Genomic DNA, 12,190 nt, shown 5'->3' with positions numbered 1-12,190 from the left:
CCACGGCGCCGGTTTGCTTATACGAAGTAATCCGGCGTAGGGTGCACGCCGGGCCAGGGTGAGGCTACCTTTGCGGCCGTTTTTACGTCCTCTTTATGCCCCGAATTTTACCACTTGCCGCAAGCTTTGCGTTGATTTTGCCTTTGGCCGCTCAGGCCCAGCAGCTTGCCGCCCCTGCCGACACCACCAAGCGCTTGCAGGAAGTAACCGTGTACGCCACCCGCCTAGGGCAGCTGGCGGGCCAAACCGGCCGCTACGTGACCGTGGTGCCCGGCAGCGCGCTGAGCCGCTACCCCGTGACCTCGCTCGACGACTTGCTGCGCTTTTTGCCCGCCCTGGAGGTGCAGAGCCGCGGTAGCATGGGCGCCCAGGCCGACATCACGCTGCGCGGCAGCACCTTCAACCAAGTGCTGCTGCTGCTGGATGGCATGCGCCTGAACGACCCGCTGACCGGCCACTTCGCGGGCTACCTGCCCATTGCGCCCAGCGAGATTGAGCAGATTGAAATCGTGCGCGGGCCGGGCGCGGCGCTCTACGGACCCGACGCGGTGGGTGGCTTTATCAACATCGTCACCAAGACCTTCGCCGCCACCCACCGCCCCGACGGCGCCGAGTTGGCGGGCACCTTTATGGCCGGCGAGTATGGCCTGAAAAGCACCAATGTTGGTTTCTATGGCCAGGACAAGGGCCTGCGGCTGGCGGGCGGCATCCTCAACAACACGGCCAGCGGCCAGCAGCGCGACCTGCCGGGCGGCGGCCGCAATGATGTAAAGCTGAACACTTACTCGCTGTCGGCGGCCTACGAAATCACCGATAAGCTGAGCGCCGCGGCCCGCGCCAGCTTCGACCGACGCGACTTCGACGCCCAGAATTTCTACACCACCAACGCCGGCGACCGCGCCCGCGAAACCACCTCCCGCGACTGGTACCAGGGCCAGCTGCGCTACGAGTGGAGCGCCCGCGCCCGCACCGAGCTGCAAGTGGTGGGCACCGCCAGCACCGACCTCTACGTGTACACGCCGACCTCGGTGGCCAGCGACCACCTCATGCATTACCTCAATGTGCAGGGCCAGCACCAGCTCCAGCTTTCACCCAAGGTGCGGGCTACCCTAGGCGGCCAGGCCGACCGCCGCGCCGTGCGCAGCAACGACCGCGGCGACCACGCCGTGTGGCACACCGGCGCCTTCGCGGTGGCGGTGGTGGCTCCGAGCCCCGGCCTGAACATCACGGCCGCGCTGCGCCTCGACCACGACCAGAACTACGGTGCCGAGCTGGTGCCGCAGCTCAACGCCAGCCAGCGGCTGGGCGACCGCCTCACCGTGCGCGGGGCGGTGGGCAAGGCCATCCGGGCGGCCAATTTTACGGAGCAGTACAACTCGGCCATTCGCCCCGGCACCGTGCCCTCGGGCTTCAACGTGGGCAACCCTGGCCTGGCCGCCGAGCGCACCATCAACTACGAAGCGGGTCTCGACTACCAGCCCACGCCAGCCCTGACGCTGCGCGGCACGTATTTCAATCGCTATGGTAAGAACTTGATTGACTACGTGAACCAGTCGGGTAACCAGGCGATAGAAGCCACGGGCTTTACCAACCTCAACCCAAACGCGACCTACCGGCTGGCCCAAAACCTGTTTGCGGTAACCACCCAGGGTTTCGAAACGGAGGCGACCACCCGCGCCCAGCTCACGCCCGGCCTGCGCCTCGACGGCTCGGTGGGCTACACCTACGTGCACCTGCGTACCGAGGGCGACGTGGTATCGCAGTACCTCTCCAACGTGGCCCGGCACCTGGTGGCCGGCACCGTGAGCGTTACGCACCGCCGCGGCACCTTCACCTTCAGCGGCCTCTACAAGCAGCGCGACGCCCAGGCGGCGGCCGCCATCAACCAGACCCTAACGCCGAGCTACGCCGTCTTCAACGCCCGCCTCGACGTGGCCCTGCTGCCCGAGCGCCTCTGGCTCACGGGCCAGGCCCAAAACCTGTTCAACGCCAAGTACGCTGACCTCCTAGGTGCCCAAATGCCCACCCGCTGGCTCATGGCCGGCGTGCGCGTGGCGCTGCGACGGTAGGGGCAGGCTTATCGGCTGGTCGCCGTGCTTTGCAGGCGAGCGTGATAACCGACTCAGCCTAGGTTAGTAGGTGGTAGATGTAGGAGCTAACGCTGAGCAAGGAAAATCTAGGTGCGACAGGTGATAACATAGTAATATTGTAATTAATATACTTTACGCGCTCGTTCCTATGTTTCAGACGCTGAGGCTCCTTCTCGCACTCTTGCTCCTGGTGGCTGGCAGCCACTCGGTTTGCGCGCAAGCACTGGCGCTAGGTGCTGCTTCACCTGCCGACTCGCTGGCGGCGCCCCTGGCCGCCGACACGGATACGGTGGCGGCTCTGCACCGACTGTTCGCGTCGCAGCGCCGCAAGCGCAGCTACGTAGTGGGCGTCACGGCCGTAGTCGTGGGGGCCGGGCTCATTCCAGACAGCTCACCCGGGGCAATTATCTCGCAGCGCGTGGCGGTGTTGTTTCTAGGTATTCCGGTGCTGGGGGCCGAATTACTATATTACAACGCCTTCAGCCAGAAGCGGGAGCAGCGGGCCGTTGCTGCTTTTGAGGCGCATCAGCTACCTAGGGCGTTGCGGCGGCGCCTAAAAGCGCGTTATTTCCGCTAGCTCGCCGCAGTAGCTTTTGCCCCAGCCTGCCCACGGCTGCCCGATGCACCTAGCCCCAAGCACCCGCGCCGCTACAGGGGTAGTGAAACAATGCGTAGGGCAGGGCAGTAGCAAGCACGGTGCCCTCGCCTTGCACGGGTCAGGGTAAAGACGCTTTCTGGCGGCTTATCCTTGATTAGTTCGGCTCGTGCAAAGGCGCCAGGACACGTCTTGGCGGCGCGCATTAATCCGAAATCTTTTGTAGCCTACGTTTATGCCTGCTCCCACCTTAGCCCCTCGCCGCCTGCTGTTGCTGGCGGCTTTCGCGGCGGTGTACCTGGTTTGGGGCTCTACTTACCTGGCGGTGAAGTACGCCATTGCCACGCTGCCGCCGCTGTTGATGGCGGGCGCGCGCTTTCTGCTGGCGGGACTGGTGATGTCGGCCATCGGGCGAGCTTCGGGCGAGTATGAGAAGCCCACCGGCGCGCAGTGGCGCACCAGCTTCATCGTGGGCGCCCTGCTGCTGGTGGGCGGCAACGGCGGCGTGGTGCTGGCCGAGCGCTACATTCCGTCGAGCCTGGCCGCGCTGCTGGTAGCCGTCGAGCCCTTCTGGATAGTGCTGCTGAGCTGGCTGTGGCTGCGCCAGCCTAGGCCCGGCGGCCGGGTGCTGCTGGGGTTGCTACTGGGTTTTGGGGGCGTGTATTTGCTGGTGGGCGAGCAGCTGGGCGCTGGCTCGGGACCGCAGCTGCTGCTGAGCGCGGGCGCGGTTATCGGGGCGGCTTTTTGCTGGGCGGCGGGCTCGCTCTACGGGCTGCGGGCGCCCAGCCCTAGGTCGGCTGCGCAGGCGGCGGGCATGCAGATGCTGGCCGGGGACTTGCTCTTGCTGCTGCTGGGCCTGCTCATTGGCGAGGGGCGTGGGCTGCACCTAGGGCAAGTGTCGCGGGCCTCGTGGCTGGGCTTCGGCTACCTGGTGGTGTTTGGCTCGCTGGTGGCCTTCACGGCCTATAGCTGGCTGATGAAAAACGCCCCGGCGGCCCGCGTGGCCACCTACGCCTACGTCAACCCCGTGGTGGCCGTGCTGCTGGGCTGGGTGATGCTGGGCGAGGCGCTCACCGCCCAGATGCTGGTGGGCGCGGTGATTGTGGTGGGTTCGGTGGTGCTTATTACCACGCCCGCCAAAAAGGTGGGGTAGGGAGTTTGTTTTTGGCGAGCAAGCAGCGTGGCGCAGTATTCGCTAGGGCGGTGCTACTTGCGTGCCTACCTGCTAACCACTCTTTTTACTGATGCGGCACTTTCTACTGCTTGGGTTCTTTTTGCTAGCCACATTGCTAGGGAGGGCACAGGCCCCCGCGCCGGCTACCCCGCTGCCGCTGGTTGGTAGCGAATCGGCAGCCCCTGATACCGTGGCGGCGCTGCACAATTTTTATAAGCATAAACGGCGCGCCCTGCCGCGGATGTTACTTGCCACGGGCGGGCTTTTTGCGGTCACTCTTTTCGCCCATGAGGTTTTCTCGTCTACGCCCACCTACGGGCAGACGCAAAAGTTAGGTGACACCTTGGCGCCGCTCGTTACCGGGGCGTTGGGGGTAACGGTTTTGGGTGCTGAGGCTCTTTATTATACCCGTTACAGCAAGCGCCAGGAACGACACGCCATCGAGGATTTTCAAGCGCATCAGTTGCGCCGCAGCGTGCGAGAGCAGCTGAAGCCAAAGTACTTTCAGCCCGTGCCGCTTGCACGATAGCCCAGCGCGCAGAAAACAAGTTGGCTAGAGCTAGGCAGACGGTCAGCTTTAGTGGAAAGGGCCCTGAGTAATCTAAATGGAGTAGATAGCCGGCCCCGCCAGAAATGCCTGGCCTAGTGCAAGAACCTGCAAACGGCGACCGGGGTACTCCAGAAAAGCCCAACGCCACCAACGCCGCCCGACCTTTTCGCCCCGTATTTTTGTTAAAAAGGTCAGCCCGCCACAGGCGGGCGTATCCGCGAAATCAGTTAAATCCGTTAAATCTGCGATGAAGGTTTGTCTTGCCGAAAAGCCCAGTGTAGCCCGCGAAATAGCCCAGGTCATCGGGGCCGACCGGCGCATGGATGGCTACTACGAGGGCAACGGCTACCAAGTGACGTGGACCTTCGGCCACTTCTGCCAGCTAAAGGAGCCCGACGACTACCGCCCCGAGTGGAAGCGCTGGAACCTGCACGACCTGCCCATGATACCCGACCAGTTCGGCATTAAGCTCATGCGCCGCGACGACGGCGTGGTCAAGCAGTTCAACACCATCAAGCGCCTGCTCGACGCGGCCACTGAAGTCATCAACTGCGGCGATGCCGGGCAGGAGGGCGAGGTCATCCAGCGCTGGGTGATTCACGAAGCCAAATGCCGCAAGCCCGTCAAGCGCTTGTGGATTTCGTCGCTCACCGAAGAGGCTATTCGCCAGGGTTTTACCAACCTGCGCGATGGCAAAGAGTTCGACAGCCTGTACCAGGCCGGGCGCAGCCGTGCCGTGGGCGACTGGCTGCTGGGCCTGAATGCTACGCGCCTTTTCACCCTCAAATACACCACCTACCAGGACAAGCAGCTGCTGAGCATCGGGCGGGTGCAAACGCCTACGCTGGCGCTGCTGGTGGCCCGCCACCACGAAATCGCCAACTTCAAATCTGAGCCTTATTGGGTATTGAAGACGCAGTACCGCGATACCACTTTCACTCGCATCAACACCGAAGCTGAGCAAAAGGAGGCCCAGGATGCGCCCGATGAGCAGTCGCGCCTACGAGCCCTAGGGTATTTTGTGAAGGAGGATGAGGCCAACAAAGCCCTCGAAACCGTGCGGCCCGCGCCGCTCACCGTCACGAGCGTCGAGATTAAGAAGGGCCGCGAATCACCGCCGCGGCTCTTCGATTTGACCTCGCTGCAAGTGCAGTGTAACAACCAGTTGGGCCTCTCAGCCGAGGACACGCTCAAGATTGTGCAGGCCCTGTACGAGAAGAAGGCCGTGAGCTACCCTAGGGTCGATACCACGTTCTTGCCCGACGACGTGTACCCTAAAATTCCGGCCATCCTGCGCGGTATTGGGTACGAGAATTTCACCGGGCCGCTGCTGGAAAAGAAGATTCCGAAGACGCCCAAGGTATTTAATAACAACAAGGTAACCGACCACCACGCCATTATCCCGACGGGCAGCGGGCGGCCGAGCGGCGGCATGGAAACCAGCGTGTACGACATCATCGTACGCCGCTTCATCGCCGCGTTTTACCCCGACTGCGAGGTGAGCAACACCACCGTGCTGGCCGAGGCGGCAGGCTTCCTGTTTCGGGTGCGCGGCCGCCAGATTCTGAGCCCCGGCTGGCGCGTCATCTACGGCGACCCCGCCCAGCAGACCGCGCCCAAGCCCGCCGCTCCGGCCGGCGCAGCTACTGATAAGGCTGCCACCGGCGCCGAAGACAACGACGACATGGTGAGCACCTTGCTCCCCAGCTTCACGAAGGGTGAGAGCGGCCCGCACCAGCCGCGATTGGAAAGCAAGATGACGCAGCCGCCCAAGGACTACACCGAGGCCAGCCTGCTGCGCGGCATGGAAACGGCCGGCCGCAACATCGACGACGACGAGCTGCGCCTGGCCATGAAGGAAAACGGCATCGGCCGCCCCAGCACCCGCGCCGCCATCATCGAAACGCTGTTCAAGCGCAATTACATTCGGCGCGATAAAAAGCGCCTGCTGCCCACCCCCACCGGCGTCGAGCTGATTGGTTTAATCCGCAATCCGACCCTGAAATCGGCAGAACTGACGGGGCAGTGGGAGAAGAAATTGCGCCAGATTGAGCGCAACGAATTACCTTCTGACCAGTTCCTGGAAGAGCTGAAGGGCTTGGTGCGCGAGATGGTGCAGGAAGTGAAAACCGACCGCAGCGGGCGGGCGGTTTCATCAGTTAAGAGTGAAGAGTTAAAAGTGAAGAGTGAACCGGCGACGAGTAAAAAAAGCATTTCCTCAACGAGTCCGGCCGATAAGAATAATTCTTCACTCTTAACTCCTAACTCTTCACTCGGCCTCTGCCCGGCCTGCAAAACCGGCCACATCCTGCGGGGCAAAACGGCCTTCGGCTGCGCCCGCTTCCGCGAAGGCTGCCAGTTCCGGCTGCCAGCCGAAATCATGGGTAAGAAGCTGACCGACTCGCAGGTGAAAGCCTTGCTGAGTAAGGGCCGCACGCAGCTCATCAAGGGCTTCGTGACGGGCGCGGGCGAGAAGCTGGATGGGGCGCTCACGCTCGATGCCAAGCTGCAACCCGAACTGGTGCCCGCCGCCGAAAGCAAGCCTACTACCGCCACCGACCCCGGCCAGATTCCGTGCCCCGTGTGCAAGCTCGGCACCATGCTCAAGGGCAGCAGCGCCTTTGGCTGCTCACGCTTCCGCGAAGACTGTCAGTTTCGGGTGCCCTTCGAGTGGGGCGGCAAGAAGCTGACCGACACCCAGTTGCGCCAGCTGCTGCGCCGCGGTGAAACGGGCGTTATCAAAGGTTTTCTCTCGGCCAAAACCGGTAAGAAATACGACGCGGCGCTGAAGGTCGATGAAGGGCGCGTGGTGCCGGTATTTAGCTAATCGTACTCGTCAGGTAGGGTGCGGGGCTGGCCCCGCACCCTACCTGACGAGTACAAGAGCCTGCGCCTGGTGCTATTTGCCTAGGCGGTAGCTGGCTTTGAGGCTGAAGATATTATGCTTGGCAAAGTCCGTGGCGAAGTAAGGCTCCAGGCTGACGGCACTCAGCCCGGTGCCGCTGGGTAGGCGTAAACTGGCGCTTACAAAGGCGAGGCTCGGGCTGGGGTAGTGCGGCGAGTGCGCGTAGCCGGCTAGCACGGTGCTGCCCCCAGTTTGCCCCAGGCCCGAGCCGAGGCTTATGCGGGTGGTGTAGGCCCCGAGCGTATTTTCAGCGCCGTAGCAAAAGTCCGCTTGCCCGTAGAGCAACCGTGGGTTGCCCAGGCTCAGCATGAGCTCGGGCATCAGGAAGGTGGTGCCGCGGGCATTGCCGCTATCGAAGTAGCTGAAGTACCCTAGGGAGCCTAGGTGCGCACCTAGGCGCACCCCAGCCGAAAGCCAATCGTGGCCAAAATGCCCTTCCTTGTACAAGTGAATATCGCTCATAAAGTAGCGGATGGTAGTGTCGTTGGCGATAAAGCGGCGCGTAGAATTGGGCAGCGTTTGGATGGCCACTTGCTGCTCGCCCAGCCAGATGCCGCCGCCCCAGGTGCTGCTGTGCGTGGGCGAGCTAGCGGTGGTAATGGCCACTTCGGCGCCCGCGGCGCGCACGCGCTGCTGCAGTACCAGCGGCTGGCTGCCGCTGCACCCTTGGTTGCTCTCCAGAATATCCTCCTGCGCTTCGTGGTAATTGCCCAGCACGCCGCCGCTGAGCGTGATGGTTTTGGTAGGCGCATCCTCTGAAGACGTCACCGGCTGCTGCGGCGCCGGGGCCTGCGCCGTGCTGCCCACCAGCGCTACGGCTAGCAAGGCGCCCAGGGGCAAGCCCGCCAGGCGCGGCAGTTGCTGCCCTAGGGCCACTAGCCAGGCACGGGCCTCGGCCAGCAGCACCGCCAATAAAAGGGCTTGCAGCAGCAGCGTTTCAGCGGCCGAGAGTGTGCTGGGCGCCAGCCGGGTATTAGCCACCAGCAGCCCGAGTGCCACCAGTGTCGGCTGCCCCGGCCCAGCCCAGGCTGGCGGGGTGGGCGCCACCCGCGGCTGCCGGACCAGCCAGGCCCAGCCGCCCAGTACCAGCGTAGTCCCGAGCAGCATGAGCCACTGCACCCTTAGCAGGGTGCAGCCCGCCACCGTGAGTGCCACGCCACCTAGGGGCTCGCTGGCCGGGTCGCGCCAAAAGTCAATGGTAAAGCGCGTTAGCATCAGCAAGCCCAGCGCCAGTAGGTAGCGGCTGCCGGGCGGCCACCCGGCCCGGCGCCGCACCGCGTGCAGCACCAGCCCCGCGCCCGCGCACAGCAGCAGCGCCACTAGCTGCACCGGCACCAGCGGCAGCGAATGCGCCGCCCCCAGGGGCAACAGCCCGCGCGCCTGCTGCACCACGTAGGGCAGCGTGCCGGGGCCGTAGGCCAGCCCCCAGCTTGCGCCTAGGGTAGCCTCGCCCCAGCAGCAACCCACCAGTAGGCAGCCCACGCACTGCACGGCCAGCGCCCAGCACAGCGGCGCCCCAAACGCATCGAGCACGCCCCACCCACGGAAGCCTAGGGCCCGCCGCACCGCCATTACCGCTAGCAAACTGGCCGTAGCGCCGCCCAGGATGGAGCGTGGCCCGTCGGCCACGGCGGCCACCAGGGCCGCATCGCCCCGCAGCCAGCCTAGCCAGTTGCTCGGCGCCAAGGCCACCAGCTGGCAGCCTACTATCAGCGCCAGGGTCGAGGTTGCTACCAGCGGCAGCCACTGGCGCCAGGGGTAGCCGCGCCGCTGGCCCTGGGCCAGCAGCAGCGCCACGTAGACCGCAAAGGCCGCTAGCTGGCTGAGCTCGTAGTACGGGTGCCCGTGCGAGCTTGGTAAGGTGTAAACGTGGGCCATGGCGCGGTGGGTAACCATCCTGCCGGGGTGGCAAGCGGGTAGCCGAAGCTACTAAGTACCCCACTCGATATGCCGCGCGATTTCGAGCAAAAACCGACGCGTACCAACCGCCGGTAAAAAGTGTAAAAGTCAGATTTTCAGCAGTATTTACCGCTGAAAATCTGACTTTATAAATAATATATACTACACGCTATTTCTTCGCCTTGGGCTTAGGCGCCACGTAGGGCTTGCCGTTGAGCTTGGTGCGGGTGGCGGTGCCCAGGGGCTTGCCGTCGCGGAACGTGACCTGGTGGTCGATGGCCTGGCCGTCGGCTTTGTAGTAGGTCCACTCGCCGCTGGTTTTGCCGTTTTTATACTGGCCGGCTTCGGCCTGGGTGCCATCGTCGCGCAGCTCGCGGTAGGGGCCCGAAAGCAGGCCTTTGAGGTACGTGCCTTCCTTCCAGAGCTTGCCCGAGGCGAAATACTGCTGCCCTAGGCCGGTTTGCAGGCCAAGCTCGTATTGCTGACGGGTTTGCACCTGGCCGTTATCGAAGTAGGTGAGGCGCTCGCCCTGCAGGCGGCCGGTGGGGGCGTAGGTTTCGACTTTGCGGGGCGTTTTGCCGTCGGGGTAGTACTCGTGCCAGGTGCCCACGGGGTGGTTGGCGCGGTACTGCTCCTCGGCCTGGCGGGTGGGGGTGGCCGCGTCGTAGTAGCGCACCGTTTTGTGGTCGCGGCCCTGGGCCGAGTAGTCGGTTTCTTCCTTCAGCTGGCCGCTCTCGTAGTAGTCGAGGGCGCGGCCGGTGGGCACGCCCAGGCGGTAGGTGGTCTTGCTTTTGAGCTTGCCGCTGGGGTAGTAGGAGGTGGCCAGGCCATCGAGGGCGGCGGTGCCGGTGCGCGGGGCCACGCGCTTGGTGAGGTCGTCGCCAAGCTTGTTGGTCACGGCGCGCTCCTGCACGGCGGCGGGGGCGTAGGTGCCTTCGGTTTGGAGCTGGCCGGTGGCGTAGTACGAGCGGTAGGTGCCCTTGCCGGTCTGGTCATTGAGCACGGTTTCGCTTTCGAGCTGGCCGGTGTCGTAGTAGGTTTTGTACGAGCCGCTCAGCAAGCCACCGCGCAACGTACCTTCGCTCTGTACTTTACCATTGGGGTAGAAGAACTTGACCGGCCCGTTGGGCTGGCCGTTGAGGTAGGTGACCTCGGCGGCGGGCTGGCCGCTGGCGTATAACTCGCGCACCGCGCCGGTGGGCTGGCCCTTGCCGTCGAGGGTGGTTTGGAGCTTGATTTCGCCGGTGGGGTGGTAGGTGGTGAGCGGGCCGCTGGGCTGGTCATCCACGAAAGTGCCCGCCTGCGCTACCTGCCCGCCGGGGTAATAGGTCTTGAATGGCCCCTGGCGCTCGCCGGCGCGGTAGGTGGCCTCTAGCCGCCGCTGGCCATTGGTGTGAAACTCGACGTAGAGCGAGTCGCGCTTGCCATCGGTGTAACGGGTTTGGGCCTCCAGCCGGCCGCTGCGGTAAAAGCGTTTGTACGGCCCTTGCATCACGGTATCGCGCGCTACGAGCGCCCGAAAAATCTCGCGCGGACGGGTTTTAGTAGAGTCAAAATAAACCACGACGCGTTGCTGGCGCTGGGCGTGGGCTGCCACGGTGCCGAGTAGCAAACTAATAAGCAACAGGTATTTCATAGAGGAAGAGAACGCAAACGCCCCCGCTTTTAGCGCAAGGTTAAAAAAGGATTCGCAAGGTTCAGGCCAGACGTGCAGTCATAGCCCAAGCCTTGCGAACCCTTTTTTAACCTTGCGCTACTTTGCGTTACAGCTTTTCGAGTACGATGGAGCTAGCCCCGCCGCCGCCATTGCAGATGCCAGTGACGCCGATTTTGCCGCCTTCCTGCGCTAGCACGCTCAGCAGCGTGGTCACGATGCGGGCGCCGGAGGCCCCTAGGGGGTGGCCCAGGCTCACGGCCCCGCCGTACACGTTGACTTTGGTGCCTTCGAGGTTGAGCAGCTTGTTGTTAGCCAGCGAAACGACCGAAAAGGCCTCGTTGATTTCGTAAAAATCCACGTCCTTGGCGTCTACGCCGGCGTGCTTCAGCGCCTTTGGAATGGCCAGCGCGGGTGTGGTGGTAAACCACTCGGGCGCCTGCTCAGCATCGGCAAAGCCCAGGATGCGGGCCAGCGGCTTGAGGCCGAGCGCGTCGGCTTTTTCGCGGCTCATCAGCAGCACGGCGGCGGCACCGTCGTTCAAGGTCGAGGCGTTGGCGGCCGTTACGGTGCCTTCCTTGGTGAAGGCGGCCTTGAGGCCCGCGAACTTCTCGAACTGTACTTTGGTGTACTCTTCGTCGTCGCTGACCACGGTTTCCTTGCCACGCACCGTAATGGTGACGGGCACGATTTCATCCTTCTTTTTGCCGGCCTGGGCGGCGGCGGCGCTGCGCTCGTAGCTCTGGCGCGCAAAGGCGTCCTGCTCCTCGCGGGTGATGCCGTAGTGGGCGGCCGTGGCGTCGGCGGCGTTGCCCATGGCGTAGTCGTGGTAGGGGTCCCAGAGGCCGTCTTTCACCAGGCCGTCAATCATTTGGCCGTTGCCGTACTTGGCGCCAAAGCGGGCTTTGTCGAGGTAGTAGGGCACGTTGCTCATGCTCTCCATGCCGCCGGCCAGGATGACCTCGGCCTGGCCTAGCATAATGGCCTGGGCACCATACATGATGGCCTTTGAGCCCGAGGCGCATACTTTGTTCACGGTAGTGCACTCCACGGTGTCGGGCAGGCCGGCCTTTTTGGCCGCTTGCCGGGCCGGCGCCTGCCCTAGGTTCGCCGAAATCACGTTGCCCATGATAACCTGCTCAACTAGCTCGGGCGCCACGCCGGCCTTATCCAAAGCTCCCTTGAGGGCAATGGCGCCCAGCTCAACGGCCGTGAGCGAGGCCAGCGCCCCGCCAAATGAGCCGATGGGCGTGCGCACCGCGGCTACGATAACTACTTCTTTTACTTGCATAACTGCTTGGGGTGGGAGGGGAAGAGAGTTGC

General features: G+C 63.7%; 8 protein-coding genes. 5 read left to right on the top strand and 3 right to left on the bottom strand.

Annotation, left to right across the window (positions count from 1 at the left end; genetic code table 11):
* Positions 1–137: 137 nt before the first annotated feature.
* The 5 genes from ACFSDX_RS16695 to ACFSDX_RS16675 all read left to right on the top strand — a co-directional run bounded on the left by ACFSDX_RS16695 (position 138) and on the right by ACFSDX_RS16675 (position 7,236).
* Positions 138–2,069, top strand: a complete 1,932-nt coding sequence (locus tag ACFSDX_RS16695) for a TonB-dependent receptor plug domain-containing protein (protein WP_382315564.1) — start codon at positions 138–140, stop codon at positions 2,067–2,069.
* A gap of 202 nt (positions 2,070–2,271) precedes the next feature.
* Complete coding sequence (locus ACFSDX_RS16690) at positions 2,272–2,667, top strand: hypothetical protein (RefSeq protein WP_382315562.1); 396 nt, start codon at positions 2,272–2,274, stop codon at positions 2,665–2,667.
* 253 nt (positions 2,668–2,920) lie between these two features.
* On the top strand, positions 2,921–3,838 hold the full coding sequence (locus ACFSDX_RS16685) for an EamA family transporter (protein WP_382315560.1): 918 nt from the start codon (positions 2,921–2,923) through the stop codon (positions 3,836–3,838).
* Positions 3,839–3,929: 91 nt separating this feature from the next.
* Positions 3,930–4,388, top strand: a complete 459-nt coding sequence (locus ACFSDX_RS16680; RefSeq protein WP_382315558.1) for a hypothetical protein — start codon at positions 3,930–3,932, stop codon at positions 4,386–4,388.
* Positions 4,389–4,656: 268 nt separating this feature from the next.
* The gene (locus ACFSDX_RS16675) at positions 4,657–7,236 is read left to right on the top strand and encodes a type IA DNA topoisomerase (protein ID WP_382315556.1); all 2,580 of its coding nucleotides are present in this window, start codon (positions 4,657–4,659) and stop codon (positions 7,234–7,236) included.
* A 72-nt stretch (positions 7,237–7,308) separates the two neighbouring features.
* Here ACFSDX_RS16675 and ACFSDX_RS16670 read toward each other — a convergent pair whose 3' ends face one another.
* From ACFSDX_RS16670 to ACFSDX_RS16660, 3 genes are all read right to left on the bottom strand, one after another.
* Positions 7,309–9,192, bottom strand: coding sequence for a prolipoprotein diacylglyceryl transferase family protein (locus ACFSDX_RS16670; RefSeq protein ID WP_382315554.1), 1,884 nt, complete (start codon positions 9,190–9,192; stop codon positions 7,309–7,311).
* A gap of 190 nt (positions 9,193–9,382) precedes the next feature.
* On the bottom strand, positions 9,383–10,849 hold the full coding sequence (locus ACFSDX_RS16665) for a toxin-antitoxin system YwqK family antitoxin (protein WP_382315552.1): 1,467 nt from the start codon (positions 10,847–10,849) through the stop codon (positions 9,383–9,385).
* 127 nt (positions 10,850–10,976) lie between these two features.
* Complete coding sequence (locus ACFSDX_RS16660) at positions 10,977–12,158, bottom strand: acetyl-CoA C-acyltransferase (RefSeq protein ID WP_382315550.1); 1,182 nt, start codon at positions 12,156–12,158, stop codon at positions 10,977–10,979.
* Between the last annotated feature and the right edge of the window lie 32 nt (positions 12,159–12,190).

It is taken from the genome of Hymenobacter bucti, from assembly GCF_042681145.1.
GTDB lineage: Bacteria > Bacteroidota > Bacteroidia > Cytophagales > Hymenobacteraceae > Hymenobacter > Hymenobacter bucti.
The sequence above is the reverse complement of the archived record's forward strand: the minus strand, read 5'-3'. Positions and strand labels throughout refer to the sequence as shown.

Coding starts and splice junctions, on each gene's coding strand:
- ACFSDX_RS16670 (WP_382315554.1), bottom strand. CDS start 9,192: ATGGCCCACGTTTACACCTTACCAAGCTCGCACGGGCACCCGTACTAC.
- ACFSDX_RS16680 (WP_382315558.1), top strand. CDS start 3,930: ATGCGGCACTTTCTACTGCTTGGGTTCTTTTTGCTAGCCACATTGCTA.
- ACFSDX_RS16675 (WP_382315556.1), top strand. CDS start 4,657: ATGAAGGTTTGTCTTGCCGAAAAGCCCAGTGTAGCCCGCGAAATAGCC.
- ACFSDX_RS16665 (WP_382315552.1), bottom strand. CDS start 10,849: ATGAAATACCTGTTGCTTATTAGTTTGCTACTCGGCACCGTGGCAGCC.
- ACFSDX_RS16660 (WP_382315550.1), bottom strand. CDS start 12,158: ATGCAAGTAAAAGAAGTAGTTATCGTAGCCGCGGTGCGCACGCCCATC.
- ACFSDX_RS16685 (WP_382315560.1), top strand. CDS start 2,921: ATGCCTGCTCCCACCTTAGCCCCTCGCCGCCTGCTGTTGCTGGCGGCT.